The sequence below is a fragment of the Vagococcus sp. genome (assembly GCF_036639995.1).
In the GTDB taxonomy this organism is placed as follows: domain Bacteria; phylum Bacillota; class Bacilli; order Lactobacillales; family Vagococcaceae; genus Vagococcus.
Genome location: NZ_JAVWHO010000006.1, coordinates 27,626 through 42,592, shown reverse-complemented (window position 1 = coordinate 42,592; position 14,967 = coordinate 27,626). Strand labels below are relative to the sequence as shown.

The following is a 14,967-nucleotide window of genomic DNA, read 5'->3' as shown; positions in this document are numbered from 1 at the left end:
AAATTTTTAGAAAGAAGGGATTTATATGGCAGGACATTCAAAATGGAATAACATTAAAGGTAGAAAAGGTGCTCAAGATGCTAAGCGTGGAAAAGTATTTCAAAAAATATCGCGTGAAATCTATATGGCAGCTAAAAGTGGTGGACCTGACCCTTCTTCAAATCCAGCACTACGTTTAGTTTTAGATAAAGCAAGAACAGCTAATATGCCAAATGATAATATTCAACGAGCTATTAAAAAAGCAACAACAGCTGGTGAAGGCGAAAATTATGATGAAATTGTTTATGAAGGTTACGGGCCAGCAGGTGTTGCAGTTTTAGTTCATACATTGACTGATAATAAAAATAGAACATCAACTAATGTAAGAGTCGCATTTAACAAAAATGGTGGTTCTTTAGGAGAAACTGGTTCTGTGGCGTATATGTTTGATCGAAAAGGCTATATAGCTATCGTTCGAGAAGGCTTAGATGTTGATGAAGATACAATGTTGATGAGTGTTTTAGAAGCTGGTGGAGAAGAGTTAGAAGCTAGTGAAGAAGTGTATGAAATTTATACTGAAGCAAGTGATTTCGCGGATGTTCGAGATGCTCTTGAGAAAGAAGGCTACACATTAGCTCAAGCAGAGTTAACAATGGTGCCTCAGGTTATAACAGAATTAACACCAGAGCAAGAAGAGACATTACAAACAATTGTTGATGTTTTAGAAGACGATGATGATGTTTCAGATGTTTATACATCAGCTAATATTTAAACTAAAAAGGCAAGAGTCGAATTAATTTGACTCTTGCCTTATTTTTTGTTAGAAATCAAGATCATCCATATCATCTACGTTGGCTTCTTTTCTGTCGTAATTAAAGAAAAAGCCTTTAGCAATTAGTCTGTCTTTACTGAATTCATCTGCCGGTCTGAAACCTTGAAGTAATAAGTCATTCAAGTAGAGTTTATTATAGATGAACATAAAAACTAGATTTGAAAAACCTGCAGTAAAAAAATTTGCGATTAAAATCGTGAAAAACCATTTAAGATCTCCTCTAAATAGAGCTGGGAAGCACCCAAAGAAAAAAACTGTCCAAGAGAACCCTATTTTTGCTTGTTTAGCTTGGCCTGTTGCTGGATTGACTAAATTAACGATCATTATTTTTTCCTCCAAAGTCTTATTCATATAGTCAGTATAAGTAATTTTTACAATTTTTGAAAGAATTTTTAGAAAAAGAACCTTTTTTTTCGAATATTAGTTATGAAGGTGAAGGGAGGACCAATGGATGTAAAGAAAAGAGTTCGTCAATTGTTAAAACAAGGCTTTAAACATTTAGCAAGTGACCTTTATATTTTTCCAAATCAAACAAAGTATGATTTATCATTTCGTTTTCATCATGATATTGAAATCTATGAAAGTATTTCAATGGAAGAAGGGGAAAAGATTATTTTGTACTTGAAATACTTAGCTGGAATGGATATTGCTGAAAAAAGAAAAACACAAGTAGGAAGTACTAGTATTAAATTAGGAAAAAAATCGTATCGAATTCGTTTATCAAGTGTGGGAGATTATTTGAATCGAGAAACGCTAGTTGTTAGATTTCTACAAGATAATCGTGGTAAAAATAAGTTGAACTATGTTTTAGATAAACAATTTGAAGCATTAGAAAAGTCTGTTCAGGTTCCTGGGTTGTATTTATTTTCAGGGCCAACTGGAGCAGGAAAGTCAACAACAATGTACCAATTAGCAACAAGTTTAAATCGAAATAAAAATAAACAAATAATTACCATTGAAGATCCTGTCGAAATTGAGAATACAGAATTTTTACAGTTTCAAGTGAATAATAAAATAGATCTATCCTATCAAGAATTAGTTAAAGTTTGCTTGAGGCACCGGCCAGATATTTTGATTATTGGGGAAATCAGAGACCAGGAAACAGCTAAAATGGTAGTTAGAGCAGCGTTGACAGGCCATATGGTATTTTCAACCATTCATGCAACGAATAAAGAAAGTGTTTTAATTCGGTTAAAAGAATTTGGTATTCCAGAAGTTGAGTTGATACAAAGTTTAAGAGGTGTTATTTATCAAGAATTAGTACCTGTGATAAGTAAAGAAAAATATGCGGTTTTATATGATTGGTCAATAAACGGGGTGATAACCAATTGGGAAGAAAATCTACAAGAAGCAGTCCAAAAAGAAAGAATCACAAAAGAGACGTCTCTTTATTACAAAGCATTTCTTCAGTAGAAAAGAAAAACAAGCTTTTTTAATTCTCTTAGCAGAACTTTTGGATAATGGATTTACATTGGAGAAAAGTTTGATTTTTATGATGACGGTTAATCCAAAAAGAAAAAAAGAACTCAAGGAAATGAATAAACGATTACTGGCTGGGAAAAGTTTAAATAAGTGTTTGAAAAGTCTGTGTTTGAGCGAATCTCAGAGTGCCCAATTAAGTTTTGCTGAAATTCATGGTGATTTAACTGGAACGTTAATTAGAATGGCAGAGCACATGTCTGATAAAGAAAAGCAACGAGAGCATTTGATAAAAATTATTAGTTATCCTATCTTATTACTTTTATTTTTATCTAGTATGGTTTTAGGAATGAAGTGGTATATTCTACCGCAGTTAACAGATCTTTATGAGAGTAGTGATGGGAAAAATCTAGGATTACTAGTTGTGGATAACGGTCCAGTAATAATATTAATTTCTAGTGTGATCGCTTTTATTTTGTATCATTTAATTAATTATTATTTATCCAAAAAAACAGCTATATATCAAGCTAATTGGTTATCAAGAGTCCCATTACTTAAACCTTTTATTGTTCATTATTACACCTCTCTTTTTGCAACAGAATGGGGCAAGTTACTAACACAAGGAATGGAATTTAGAGATGTGGTCCTAACAATGAATCAAGTAGGGTATACACCCTTGATGCAAGAGATGGCAAAAGAAATAGAAGGACAAATAGAGGAGGGAATCTCAATTGATGGACCTGTAAAAGAGTGGTTGTTTTTAAAGCCTGAACTAAATTTAATTATTTTACAGGGGGAAGTAAAAGGGAATTTAGGTAAAGAGTTGCTAATTTATGGTAAAAAAGAGTGGGAAAATTTTATTAATTTAGCTGAAAAGCGAATGCGCTTTTTACAGCCATTAATGTTTTTATTAATCGCTGTGTTAATTATTTCTGTGTACGGAGCGTTACTTTTACCAATTTATAGTGGGATGGGGGAATTGTATTAATGTTTAAATTGTATAAGCAAAAAAAAAGAAAGAAAAATTACCAAGGATTCACATTACTCGAAATGTTAATAGTTCTTTTTGTTATTGCTGTGTTAATTATTTTATTTGTGCCGAATTTAATGAAACAAACGGATGGAATTAATAAACAGGGAGATGCAGCGTTAGAAAAAGTGATTGTGACACAAAGTGAGATGTATTATCTAGATAATAATGAACGACCAAAAAGTACAGATGAGTTATTAGCGGGCGGCTATATTTCAAAAGATCAAAAAGACAAAGCTGACAAACTGGAGATTAAGGTGGAGTAGTGAATAAAAAAGAGTATGAAGGTTTTACGTTAATTGAATCCTTGTTAGTACTTTTAACGATTACTATTTTTATAACCGTTCCGTTAATTAGTTTGAAGCGTTGGAAAGAAAAAACAAAAGTAGAGATGTTTTTAAGTCAGTTAGAAAGACGAATTCAACAAACGCATCAAAGTGCGATTTTGGAGCAGCATTCAACTAAAATATCTCAAGTTGAAAGTGAAAACTATTTTAAGTTTGAATATTACCACCATGGCGTTCAATATAGAGATGTTTTGTATGTCGAAGAGCCGTTGAACCTTAGAACAACAGACACCATTGAATTTATACATAATACAGGCAATCTTAAGGTAATCCAAGGAATTAGAATTGAAGATAATTTAAACAAACGTAACATAATTTATTCTTTTCAGTTAGGTAGTGGAAAGGTGATACGTCGTGAAGAGAAAAAATAGTGGTTATTTATTATTAGAATGTATGATTGCAATGGTTGTGATTGTAACTTCTCTTTTATTTTTAATTTCAACCATCACTTTTCTACTTCTAGATGAAAAAAAAGCTCAAGATGAGTTGGAAGTGGCTATCTTATTATATGAAATGACTTCGTTGACACAAGAAACACAAAGACAGTCGGTGGAAGAAAAAGCCAACCAGAAGGGGATGCATATTAGTGCATGGACAAATAATAATCTAAGAATTGAGCGAGAAGAAATATGCTTAGAAATAAACAAACAGTAGCGTCATATCAAGGATTTACTTTAATTGAATGTTTAATTTCTTTAGTTGTTCTAATGGGCTTACTTATTTTTTTACATCCTTTTTTATCGATGGTTCAAGGTGTGGATAATCATATAAAAAAAGATAATTACATGGAACTTTTAATTGGAAAGATACAAATGGAATCAGAAATTAGAGAAGCAAAGTTTCAAAAAATAGAAGATAACAAGTTGTATTACAAAAAAGAAAACAAAGAGAATAAAGAAACCATAATTTTTGAGAACTATCAGCAAATGATTAGAAAAACAAGTAGTCAAAATGGTCACCAACCTATTGTTATGGGAATTAAACAAGTGATTTTTTCTGAAGAAAAGGAATTAGTTAAAATGGAGGTAACGACTCTTGAAGGAGAAACCTATACTTACTTCTTATTCAACTAGTGATGAAGGCGGTGTTTTATTACCTGTTTTAGCTATTTTAGTGATGTTTACTATCCTGACGTTGTACGTTACTGAAGATTATCGAGCAAGAAAAGAAGTTCTTGTTAATACGAAAGATTTTTATCTTGCTCGTTCTTTAGAAAATTTAACGTGGGCATCACTTCAACAGGAAGAAACTGTGAAAAATGAAACAGTGAGATACAATATTGGTACAGTTGAAGTAGATTGGCTTGAAAAAACGCAAGAGGTAGAATTGAAAACTAGCCTAAATAACAAGTACAAGCGAACGACGAAAAAGAGATTTATCAAAAAAGGGTGAGAAATGTATGATTTCTCACTCTTTTATTGCGACAATACCTTGAATTATTCGGATTTATTAGATAAAATGAAACGGTGAGAGATTATTGTTATAGTGAATGAAAGAGGTGGAAGTATTGGCTCATACTGATGTAGAAAAAGGGTTTCAAATTTTACTTGAATCAATCAGTATTTTACAAGAAGCACTAGATACTTCTTTTTTTGATGCTTATATTGAGACGATGGAGAACCTGATTGATTCACAAACAGTTCGTGTCATAGATGGTGTTCCAATACAAGAAGTAGTTGATAAAGTAACAAAGATGTATCAGCAATTAGAAGGACTAGAGTTAACACAAGAAGATAAACGTAAATTAACTCAATTGGTCTTGTTAAAGGGCTCGATGAACGATGGTATTCAGGCGAATCATCAACTAACACCTGATGGCATCGGTTTTCTATTTGTTTATCTGTTAGAACAATTAGCAAATAAAAAAGAAGCCATTTCAGTATTAGACCTTTCAGTTGGCACTGGAAATCTTTTATATACAGTGATGACGAATCTTGGCTTAGCTAAGATGAATGCTACTGGTTTTGGGGTGGATGTAGATGATACACTACTTAATGTTGCTGCGGTAAATGAAGCTTGGATAGGACTAGAAGCACAACTGTTCCACCAGGATAGTATGGATTCGTTGTTAATCGATCCAGTGGATTTTGCATTATCAGATCTTCCAATTGGTTATTATCCATTAGATGATAAGGTGAAAGAATTCAAAGTGGCGTCTTCTAAAGAGCATAGTTTTGCCCATCACTTGTTGATGGAAAAAGCAATGAAGCATGTAAAAAGTGATGGATTTGGTCTATTCTTAGTTCCAAGTAATCTTTTTGAAACAGAGCAGGCACCTTGTTTAACAGCATGGTTAAAAGAAGAGGTGTATTTACAAGCAGTATTACAATTACCAAGCTCTCTTTTCAGTCAGAAAGGCTTAAGTAAATCTATTCTGATACTACAAAACAAAGGTGATCACGCACAGCAAGCAAAAGAAGTGTTACTTGCTGAATTGCCATCCCTTAAGGACGATCAATCATTAATCAAATTTATTAATGAATTTCGGACTTGGCGCAAATCAAATATTAATTAATTATATAAAAGGAGAATTATTATTATGTCAAAAACAATTGCAATCAATGCAGGTAGTTCAAGTTTAAAATGGCAATTATACATCATGCCAGAAGAAACAGTTATCGCTCAAGGAATCGTAGAAAGAATTGGTTTAAACGATTCAATCTTTACAATCAAACATGGTGAAGGTCAAAAATTCGAAGTAATTAAAGATATCGAAAACCATGAAATTGCTATTAATATGTTATTAGAACAATTAATTGAATTAAAAATTATTAGTTCATATGAAGAAATTACAGGAGCTGGACACCGCATTGTTGCTGGTGGAGAGCATTTTAAAGAATCAGCAATTATTGATGCAGAAGCATTAAAATTAGTTGATGAATTAGCTGAATTTGCGCCATTACATAATCCAGCTGAAGCACAAGTAATTCGCGTGTTTGAAAAAGTATTACCTCATACTTTAAATGTAGGTGTATTTGATACATCATTCCATACAACAATGCCAGCAGTTAACTATTTATATAGTGTTAACACTGAGTATTATGAAAAATTTGGCGCTCGTAAATACGGAGCTCATGGTACAAGTCATCGTTACGTATCAGAAAAAGCAGCTGAAATGTTAGGTCGCCCAATTGAAGAAACTAAAATCATTACATGTCACTTAGGAAATGGTGCATCAATTACTGCTGTTGATGGTGGTAAATCAATTGATACATCAATGGGATTCACACCATTAGCTGGTTTAACTATGGGAACTCGTTCAGGTGATATTGATCCTTCATTGTTACAATACTTAATGGGGAAATTAGGATTAACTGATATTAAAGACATGATTAATATTTTAAATAAAGAATCAGGACTTTTAGGTTTATCAGGTGTATCAAGTGATATGCGTGACTTAGAAAGTTCAGATAAAGAATCTGCTAAATTAGCTTTAGAGATTTTTGCTGATCGTGTACGTAAATACATTGGTAGTTATGTAAGTGTTATGAACGGTGTTGATGCTATTGTCTTTACTGCTGGTATCGGTGAAAATGATATTAACATGCGTAAAGAAATCATTAATGGTTTAACTTGGTTTGGTTGTGAAATCGACGAAGCTAAAAATAATGTTCGTGGAGAAGAGCGCGTTATCTCTACAGATGATTCAAAAGTTAAAGTATTATTAATTCCTACAGATGAAGAGTTAATGATTGCTCGTGACGTTGAAGCTTTAAAAAAATAAAGAATAAAAATATAGATAACAGTCGATTATGACTATTATCTATATTTTTTTATCGAATACGAGGTTAGTGTCGTTGAAAAAGATAATAGTAAAGAAAGTGATAAAACAATAAAAAAGACTGAATTTTGCATTCAGTCTTTTTTTTATTTTTTCTTTTTATCTTTTACCAATAAATTGTTATGGATATCTGTTCTAACAATTAACACATCACATTTTGCGTGACGAGAAACATAACTTGAAACAGAACCAATTAAGATTCTTTCCATAGCGTTTAGTCCAGTTGCACCAAGCATGATTAAGTCAATTTTATATTCTTTTTGAATTTGTTGTGTCAAGACAGTTTTTGGTGCTCCGTATTCAATAAGGCAGTGAATATCAGTAACGCCATGTTCTTCTCCGTATGCTACATAAGCATCTAGTGTTTCTCTTGCCACTTTGGCAGCTTCCTCAGCTAATGATTCATCAAAACTTGAAACAGATTCGAAAGCTCTTATGTCGATAACATGAGCGATGTATAGGATAGAATTATTCCTTTTAGCTACTTGTACAGCCTTTTTAAAAGCTTGCTCAGATTCTTTGGAACCATCTACCGCTACTAAAATATTTTTGTACTCTTTTAACATATGAAACATCCTTTCTGTATAAAACCTATTTCATTTTTTTAGATAGACGAATAGAGAAGGTTGCTGAAACAATGAGAACAACTGAGACAAAAAATAATGTTGCTTCTTTTGTAGGTATAAAGATACCAAGTAGTACGCCAATAATACCTAAAAAAATAAAGCTAAAGGAAAAGGCGCGTAAATTTTGTTCATTGTTTTTTGTAAAAACAACTTCCAATTTGTTAATGTTTTGCTTTAAATACCAACCAATAATAAGAAGAATTAAAGCAAAAAGTAACATAACTATCTTAACCAATTATATCACAATCCTATCTAAAAAATATATTTATTAAAAAAAGCAATTTGCAAAAAATGCAAATTGCTGAATAATCATAAAAAATATCCGTCGATGCCGTTATGTGCTCGTAATGGTTGAACCCGCTTTACATGCAGGTGGGAATCGTTAGCATTACGTCAAACTACCAAGTGAAAAGGCTTGTTTTTCATAATAGCTGGTTGACTCCCAAGGTAATATTAAATGTTCGGTCAACACTAATGGGAGCACGACGCACATCACAGATATCTATAGGTTTATATTAACACAAGAATTTTAAATCAGCAATTAATTGCGTTGAAGACAAAAGTTATTTTTTTAAGTCATTGATTTTTTGAAATCGTTGACCTAGACCTTTTTCATATTTACCAGTTTCTTTTGGTTCATAATAAATTTTATTTTTAATTTTATCTGGTAAATATTGTTGATTAACCCAGCCACCAGGAAAATTATGAGGATATTGATAATCAACTCCACGATTTAGTTCTTTTGCACCACTGTAATGAGCATCTTTGAGGTGATCAGGCACGTCTCCCATCAATCCTTTTCTAATATCAGCTAATGCATTATCAATAGCGATCACACTAGAGTTTGATTTAGGTGATAAACAAAGGTCAATCACTGTTTCAGCCAACGGGATTCTTGCTTCTGGTAGCCCTAATTTTTCAGCAGCTTGAACAGCAGAAACCGTTCTTGCACAAGCACCAGGATTGGCTAGACCAATATCTTCATAAGCAATGACTAGAAGTCTCCGACAAGCGATTAATAACTCACCTGCTTCCATCAAGCGTCCTAGATAATGAAGTGCCCCATTAACGTCACTTCCTCGTATTGATTTTTGAAAAGCTGAGATAACATCATAATGAGCATCCCCGTCTTTATCATGAGAGAAGGCTTTTTTTTGAATGCATTCTTCTAAAATGGCTAGAGTTAAATGAATGACGCCATCTTCTTGTGGAGGTGTGGATTTACTAGCTAGTTCAAGCCCATTTAAAGCACTTCTTAAGTCTCCATTAGTTGCTCGTGATAAATGTCTTAGAGCATCGTCGTCTAGTTTAATAGTCAACTGTCCCAAGCCATCTTCTTTATCTTGGAGAGCTCTAAATACAGCAGTTTCGATATTCTCTTCACTTAGTGGTTTGACTTCAAAGATTTGTGTTCGACTTCTAATTGCTGGGTTAATTGCAATATAAGGATTCTCAGTCGTAGCACCAATCATTACAATTCGTCCATTTTCCAGATGTGGTAATAGAAAGTCTTGTTTTGGTTTATCTAAACGATGAACTTCGTCTAAGAGCAAAATAACGGTACCGCTCATCTTGGCTTCTTCAACAACGACTTGTAAATCTTTTTTGGTGTCGGTAGCAGCATTTAGAATGCGAAAAGCATAATTCGTAGACCCGGCAATAGCACTTGCAATACTTGTTTTACCAGTGCCAGGAGGTCCGTATAAAATCATTGAGGATAACATGTTGGCGTCAACCATTCGGCGGATTATTTTTCCCTCTTGAACAAGATGTTCTTGCCCAACCACATCATCAATTGTTTTTGGTCTCATTCGATAAGCTAATGGTTTTTGCATTGTTTTCCTCCTTCATCTATTTTTAATTATTATATCACATTCTTTCATTGGCAAATGAAGGTGTTTTAGGTATGATAAGGACAGAAAAACTATAGAAATTGAGTGTGCAGAATGAAAAAAGAAACTATTTTAGAAGTCATTGAAAAAGAATTAGAAAAACAATTAACAGAAGTTGATTTTGCAATTGATTGGAATACTAAAAAACATCAGTTTGAAATTATTGTGGCATTGTTTGCCGAAAATAAAGCTCAAGAAGCTATTGAAGATGAAGAGGGTATTTTAAGCGAAGAAGAAGTTATTGAATTTGAAGATGCCATTCTTTTCTACACAAACGAATCAGAAGAAATTGATTCAGAAGAGTATTTAACAACTATTTATTTTGATAAGAAAAAAGGACTATCTAAAGAGTGGATTCATGAATTTGCAGTTTATTTTAATGACTGTTTAACAGAGGGACAAAGTGATTTATTAGACTTTTTAATGGATGAAACGATAGAAACATTTGAATTGAAATGGGATGATTCTGTTTTTGAGAAACGCCTTGAAACAATAAAAACAAATACATTTGTATCATATCCAAAATACTAAGAAAGAGGTAGAAAGATGAAGTGGAATCAAGTTTCAGTATTAACAACAAGTGAGGCTGTTGAAGCAGTTTCTAATATTTTAATGGAAGCTGGAGCAAATGGTGTTGCGATTGAAGACGCGTTAGATGTGGTGAATTTTGAAAGTGATGCTTTTGGTGAAATACTAGATGCAGAAACATTTGATCATATCAAAGAAGGTGCAAAAGTTATTGCTTATTTTCCTGAAACAACCTTCTTACCAGAAATTTTACCAATAGTAGAGGGTAGAATTAAAGAATTAACGTCATTTGGACTTGATGTTGGTGAGAACAAAATAGAAACCTCAGAAGTTGTGGAAAGTAATTGGGCAACAGCGTGGAAAAAATACTACCATCCGGTTAATATTACGAGATATTTAACCATTGTTCCTGAATGGCAAGAATATACACCTTATTCTAAAGATGAGCATATAATTAAGTTGGATCCAGGAATGGCGTTTGGAACAGGGACACATCCAACAACTAGATTAACTCTTCAAGCGCTAGAAGTAGTGTTAAGAGGAGATGAAACTGTTATTGATGTTGGGACAGGGTCTGGTGTATTAAGTATTGCCAGTAAATGCTTAGGTGCTAAAACAGTGTATGCCTATGATTTAGATGAAGTGGCAGTTGCCTCAGCTAAAGAAAATATGAATTTGAATCCAGTGGCTGAAGATGTGATTGTTGGTGCAAATAATTTATTAGTTGGAATTGAAAAAAAAGCAGATGTCATTGTTGCTAATATATTGGCAGACATTATTATTGAATTAATTCCAGATGCGTTTCGCTGTCTAAAAGATGATGGAACTTTCATTGTCTCAGGAATTATTGAAAATAAAGAAGGCGATGTTTTAGAAGCAATTTACGAGAATGGGTTTGAAGTAGACCAACGATTTAGACAGAAAGATTGGTTAGCACTTATCTTGAAGAAAAGTACTGAGGAATAGTAAGATGCAACGTTATTTTATTAATGAGGAATACGAAGACCATCAGTTGTTTGTTTTGTCTGGAGATGACTTTCATCATGCGTCTCATGTCATGCGAATGAAGATTGGCGATCAATGTTTTTTAACATTTAGTAATGAGGTTGCTATTGTGGCAGAGATTACTGGTATTTTAGAAAATCAAATTGAACTAAAAGAAATTCAGAAAGAAACAGCTCAAAAAGAAATGCCTTATTCAGTGAGTATTGCTTGTGGCTATACTAAAGGTGATAAATTAGAGTGGGTTGCTCAAAAAGCAACAGAGTTAGGAATGTCAGAATTAATTGGATTTCCTAGTAAAACCTCTGTTGTAAAATGGGATGAAAAAAAATTAGGTAAAAAAAATCAACGATTTGAAAAAATTGTTAAAGAGGCTGCTGAGCAATCACATAGACAAAAAATTCCAAAAATTCAATTGCTTTCAAGTTTTAAACAATTAGAAACACAGTTAAAACAGTATGATCATGTGTTGATAGCTTATGAAGAATCAGCAAAAATTGGCGAGACAAAAAGTTTAGTTAAATCATTGCAAATGATTGTACCAGGTGAAAAAATATTAATTATTTTTGGTCCAGAAGGAGGAATTACTCCAGAGGAAATTTCACTTTTTGAAAGTTATCAAGGCGTGCTATGTGGTTTAGGTCCAAGAATTTTAAGAGCAGAAACAGCTCCCTTATATGCATTATCCGCTATGAGTTATCAATGGGAGTTACTAAATTAGAATGAAAAGATGATAAAAATAATTTTTTGTCATCTTTTTTCTTTGTATTTAATAGACATTATTCAATAAATATTCATATAATATAGATATAGTAAGGGGACAGATTAGTATATTGGAGTGAAACGTTAATGGAATATTCAACAGAAGAGTTAATTAGATTAGTTAATGATGCAGACCCAAGATCTCATTCTTATGTGGGAGCACTAGAGATGTATCGTTCTTTAATTATTTATTATCAATCTGCAATTGATGAAGTGGAAACCAAATTAAAGATTATTGATCGAGAGTTAAATAATTCACCTAGAATTGGTCGAAGTAATACGATTCATCAAATTCAAAGCCGAGTGAAAACGTTAAAAAGTATTGTCTTAAAATTAGACAGAAAAAATTTAGAATTTTCGAAAGAAATAGTAGCAGATGAGTTATCAGATGTAGCAGGAATTCGAGTGATTTGTGCTTATGTAGATGATATTTACATGGTGTTAGAGTCACTAAGTCACCAATCAGATCTTAAAATAGTAGAAATAAAAGACTACATTATTGACCCTAAACCAAGTGGATATCGAAGCTTACATGTTATTGTGGAAATACCTGTTTTCTTTTTTAAGGAAACTAAAAATATTAAAGTTGAAATCCAGTTTAGAACAATTGCTATGGATTATTGGGCAAGTTTAGAACATGGGCTGCGGTATAAAAAAGGTGTTGATGATGAGAAATTATCCAATCGTTTAGTTGAAACGGCAGAAGTTATTTCGAATTTAGAAATGGAAATGCTAGCTATTCGAAATGGTATTGATGGCATATAAAAAATATCCTGTTGAAATAAGTTTCTAATCTATTTCAACAGGATATTTTATTAGTCATCATTCTTTTTTTGATTAATGTTTCTAATATTGACTAATTCTCTTGCAATAACACCGACAGAAAGACTGACAAGCCCTAATCCTAAAATACCATAAATGACTGTGAAGAGTTTTCCTATAACGGTAACAGGATGAAGGTCACCATACCCAATAGTCGCAAGTGTTACAAAACTAAAGTAGAAAGAATCGATAAAGCTCATTTTTTCGACATTGTGATAAAAAATGGTACCTACCAATAGAATAATACTTGTTGCAACAAGTAGAGCTTTTGTCTCCTCTTTTTTAAAACATCGAACCAAACATTGACTTAGTCGTTTAAACCCAATAAATAAGCCAAACATCTTAATTCACCTTAACTGCTTTTGATTGAAAGTAGTTTTTTCCAAATTTAAGTAAAAGAGCTGTTACAAGAATAACAGGTAAGATTTGAATTGGGAAGAACAAGGCGATAAAGATGGCAACGCCAATGGGTGAATCTAAAATAGTAACAGCCATAGAAGTAGCTACAGCAGCCACAATAAAGACAACATCAAAATAAGGTAACAATTGGGCAATCGCAAAACCTTGAAGAATAGAGGCAAAGACAATCGGGAAAATATCTCCACCAATCCATCCAGTGTTTAAACATACTTGTAGGAAAACAAGTTTAACGATGACGACAATAAATAAAATTAGTGCAGAATATTGGATGTATTCTTTTGGTACAGACCCTAACGTGATTTGTCCTGAAAATAATAAATTAGGTAAAAAAGAACCAATAATAAAAATGGCTAAAGAACCTAATAAAGCTTTTTTAACAGGATTATCAGACCAAAATGAAAAAAGAATAGTCATTTTTTGTTTAAACCAATTATAAATTTTACCTGATAGGACACCAAAAAGAACTAAAGGAATAAATACCCATAAGTCTTTAGTATGCCAAGTAGAGTGTCCCATGTCACTGATAAAGGAAGGTTGTTTAGCTAACTTCATAAGAATTGTAAAACAGATGAGACCATTAACCACAAAAAACATATTCATTGCTTTTTTGGTAGAAACAAAATTTTTATCTGTTGGGGCCATAGCAGGGTCAAAAGTTACAACATATTTTGTTGGATGTAGCATGCGACCTATTCGACTTAAAACAGGTAACTCATCAAACACTTCTCTATTAAAAAATAAGTAACGCATTTTATCTGCTTGCCAAACAGATAACATAACAATAGCGCTTAAAAGAGCGGCTTCAGGTCCAACGCCTGCACCGAAAATTAAAATTAAAAGAGCTACTAATAAATTTTTGAAAACAGGTTGATAATTGAGCGTCTTATTTTTCTTTAAGTGGTCAATTGTATAGTGAGCAGTTTGAGGATAATCTCCCCAAGTTTTTCTTAACTTGCCGACAATGAGACCTCCCAGTAAACAAAAAAGTAAAATAAAGACAATCTTGTAAGGTAGATCGTTTAAGAGTTTACCCCATAGAAAGTGAGAAATATTGCTTTCTAAGAAGATAAAAATAAAAGAAATTGCTCCAATAATACTACTTAGAATTAAACCATAGAAAAAAATACGAAAAAATAAATTAGTTTTATTCATTAGATGTTACTCCTCCTTGTTTGAGATGATGAAAATCAAGACCAGTATTAATAAAGTAGCGAACACGCTCATTATTAACAAAATAAAAAATTTGTTTTCCTACACGACGATTATCGATGACGTTATTTTTTTTTAGAATCTGTAAATGATGAGAGGTACTTGTCACTGAGGCATCAACCAATTTTGCTAAGTCACTTACGCACATTTCTTTTTCATGGGCTAAAAGGAAAGTTAATTTAAAACGAATCTCTTCTGACATTAATTTAAAAAAAGCACTCATTTTTTCAGGTTCAACTTTAGATAAAAGTTGAAGTGTTTCTTCAGTGTTAATCATAATCACCTTTTTCTTTCATTTGTGTAATAAATATATTTTTA

At 32.5% G+C, this 14,967-nt stretch carries 21 protein-coding genes and 1 other RNA gene; 14 read left to right on the top strand and 8 right to left on the bottom strand.

What is annotated here, in order from left to right; genetic code table 11:
- Positions 1 to 25 precede the first annotated feature (25 nt).
- The gene (locus tag RR554_RS03455; protein WP_332462853.1) at positions 26 to 751 is read left to right on the top strand and encodes a YebC/PmpR family DNA-binding transcriptional regulator; all 726 of its coding nucleotides are present in this window, start codon (positions 26 to 28) and stop codon (positions 749 to 751) included.
- A 48-nt stretch (positions 752 to 799) separates the two neighbouring features.
- Here RR554_RS03455 and RR554_RS03450 read toward each other — a convergent pair whose 3' ends face one another.
- On the bottom strand, positions 800 to 1,135 hold the full coding sequence (locus RR554_RS03450; protein ID WP_332462852.1) for a hypothetical protein: 336 nt from the start codon (positions 1,133 to 1,135) through the stop codon (positions 800 to 802).
- Positions 1,136 to 1,258: 123 nt separating this feature from the next.
- On the opposite strand from RR554_RS03450, the gene comGA reads away from it, so the two are divergent.
- From comGA to RR554_RS03405, 9 genes are all read left to right on the top strand, one after another.
- Positions 1,259 to 2,224 carry a competence type IV pilus ATPase ComGA gene (gene comGA, locus RR554_RS03445; protein WP_332462851.1) on the top strand — a complete coding sequence of 322 codons (966 nt, stop codon included), beginning with the start codon at positions 1,259 to 1,261 and terminating at the stop codon, positions 2,222 to 2,224.
- Positions 2,139 to 3,218: a competence type IV pilus assembly protein ComGB gene (gene comGB, locus RR554_RS03440; protein WP_332467435.1), complete on the top strand. Its 1,080-nt coding sequence runs from the start codon at positions 2,139 to 2,141 to the stop codon at positions 3,216 to 3,218. The genes comGA and comGB overlap by 86 nt, the downstream gene beginning before the upstream one ends.
- The gene (comGC, locus tag RR554_RS03435; RefSeq protein WP_332462850.1) at positions 3,218 to 3,526 is read left to right on the top strand and encodes a competence type IV pilus major pilin ComGC; all 309 of its coding nucleotides are present in this window, start codon (positions 3,218 to 3,220) and stop codon (positions 3,524 to 3,526) included. The genes comGB and comGC overlap by 1 nt, the downstream gene beginning before the upstream one ends.
- Positions 3,526 to 3,978 (top strand): competence type IV pilus minor pilin ComGD, encoded by a 453-nt coding sequence (gene comGD, locus RR554_RS03430; RefSeq protein WP_332467419.1) that lies wholly within the window; start codon positions 3,526 to 3,528, stop codon positions 3,976 to 3,978. The genes comGC and comGD overlap by 1 nt, the downstream gene beginning before the upstream one ends.
- Entirely contained in the window at positions 3,962 to 4,261 is a 300-nt protein-coding gene (locus RR554_RS03425; RefSeq protein WP_332462848.1) for a hypothetical protein, read from the top strand. The genes comGD and RR554_RS03425 overlap by 17 nt, the downstream gene beginning before the upstream one ends.
- Positions 4,237 to 4,680, top strand: coding sequence for a competence type IV pilus minor pilin ComGF (comGF, locus tag RR554_RS03420; protein WP_332462847.1), 444 nt, complete (start codon positions 4,237 to 4,239; stop codon positions 4,678 to 4,680). Before RR554_RS03425 ends, comGF begins: the two co-directional genes overlap by 25 nt.
- Complete coding sequence (comGG, locus tag RR554_RS03415) at positions 4,643 to 4,999, top strand: competence type IV pilus minor pilin ComGG (protein WP_332462846.1); 357 nt, start codon at positions 4,643 to 4,645, stop codon at positions 4,997 to 4,999. Before comGF ends, comGG begins: the two co-directional genes overlap by 38 nt.
- A gap of 97 nt (positions 5,000 to 5,096) precedes the next feature.
- The gene (locus tag RR554_RS03410) at positions 5,097 to 6,122 is read left to right on the top strand and encodes a class I SAM-dependent methyltransferase (RefSeq protein ID WP_332467418.1); all 1,026 of its coding nucleotides are present in this window, start codon (positions 5,097 to 5,099) and stop codon (positions 6,120 to 6,122) included.
- 24 nt (positions 6,123 to 6,146) lie between these two features.
- Positions 6,147 to 7,331 (top strand): acetate/propionate family kinase, encoded by a 1,185-nt coding sequence (locus RR554_RS03405; protein WP_332462844.1) that lies wholly within the window; start codon positions 6,147 to 6,149, stop codon positions 7,329 to 7,331.
- 143 nt (positions 7,332 to 7,474) lie between these two features.
- Here RR554_RS03405 and RR554_RS03400 read toward each other — a convergent pair whose 3' ends face one another.
- From RR554_RS03400 to RR554_RS03385, 4 genes are all read right to left on the bottom strand, one after another.
- Complete coding sequence (locus RR554_RS03400) at positions 7,475 to 7,954, bottom strand: universal stress protein (RefSeq protein ID WP_332462843.1); 480 nt, start codon at positions 7,952 to 7,954, stop codon at positions 7,475 to 7,477.
- 25 nt (positions 7,955 to 7,979) lie between these two features.
- The gene (locus RR554_RS03395; protein ID WP_332462842.1) at positions 7,980 to 8,249 is read right to left on the bottom strand and encodes a hypothetical protein; all 270 of its coding nucleotides are present in this window, start codon (positions 8,247 to 8,249) and stop codon (positions 7,980 to 7,982) included.
- Between the two features lie 80 nt (positions 8,250 to 8,329).
- Positions 8,330 to 8,518, bottom strand: a non-coding RNA gene (ssrS, locus tag RR554_RS03390) — 6S RNA.
- A 59-nt stretch (positions 8,519 to 8,577) separates the two neighbouring features.
- Positions 8,578 to 9,849 carry a replication-associated recombination protein A gene (locus RR554_RS03385; protein WP_332462841.1) on the bottom strand — a complete coding sequence of 424 codons (1,272 nt, stop codon included), beginning with the start codon at positions 9,847 to 9,849 and terminating at the stop codon, positions 8,578 to 8,580.
- A 111-nt stretch (positions 9,850 to 9,960) separates the two neighbouring features.
- Here RR554_RS03385 and RR554_RS03380 point away from each other — a divergent pair, with 111 nt between their 5' ends.
- The 4 genes from RR554_RS03380 (at position 9,961) to RR554_RS03365 (ending at position 12,963) form a co-directional block, all read left to right on the top strand.
- Positions 9,961 to 10,437: a DUF3013 family protein gene (locus tag RR554_RS03380; protein WP_332462840.1), complete on the top strand. Its 477-nt coding sequence runs from the start codon at positions 9,961 to 9,963 to the stop codon at positions 10,435 to 10,437.
- Between the two features lie 15 nt (positions 10,438 to 10,452).
- The gene (prmA, locus tag RR554_RS03375) at positions 10,453 to 11,400 is read left to right on the top strand and encodes a 50S ribosomal protein L11 methyltransferase (RefSeq protein ID WP_332462839.1); all 948 of its coding nucleotides are present in this window, start codon (positions 10,453 to 10,455) and stop codon (positions 11,398 to 11,400) included.
- Positions 11,401 to 11,404: 4 nt separating this feature from the next.
- Positions 11,405 to 12,157, top strand: a complete 753-nt coding sequence (locus tag RR554_RS03370) for a 16S rRNA (uracil(1498)-N(3))-methyltransferase (protein WP_332462838.1) — start codon at positions 11,405 to 11,407, stop codon at positions 12,155 to 12,157.
- 128 nt (positions 12,158 to 12,285) lie between these two features.
- Positions 12,286 to 12,963 (top strand): GTP pyrophosphokinase, encoded by a 678-nt coding sequence (locus RR554_RS03365; RefSeq protein WP_332462837.1) that lies wholly within the window; start codon positions 12,286 to 12,288, stop codon positions 12,961 to 12,963.
- Between the two features lie 50 nt (positions 12,964 to 13,013).
- On the opposite strand, the gene RR554_RS03360 is transcribed toward RR554_RS03365, so the two are convergent.
- The 3 genes from RR554_RS03360 to RR554_RS03350 are packed head-to-tail and all read right to left on the bottom strand — an operon-like array spanning position 13,014 to position 14,926.
- The gene (locus RR554_RS03360; RefSeq protein WP_332462836.1) at positions 13,014 to 13,361 is read right to left on the bottom strand and encodes a potassium channel family protein; all 348 of its coding nucleotides are present in this window, start codon (positions 13,359 to 13,361) and stop codon (positions 13,014 to 13,016) included.
- Between the two features lies 1 nt (position 13,362).
- Positions 13,363 to 14,592 carry a chloride channel protein gene (locus RR554_RS03355; protein ID WP_332467417.1) on the bottom strand — a complete coding sequence of 410 codons (1,230 nt, stop codon included), beginning with the start codon at positions 14,590 to 14,592 and terminating at the stop codon, positions 13,363 to 13,365.
- Positions 14,585 to 14,926, bottom strand: coding sequence for an ArsR/SmtB family transcription factor (locus tag RR554_RS03350; RefSeq protein ID WP_332462834.1), 342 nt, complete (start codon positions 14,924 to 14,926; stop codon positions 14,585 to 14,587). Before RR554_RS03350 ends, RR554_RS03355 begins: the two co-directional genes overlap by 8 nt.
- Between the last annotated feature and the right edge of the window lie 41 nt (positions 14,927 to 14,967).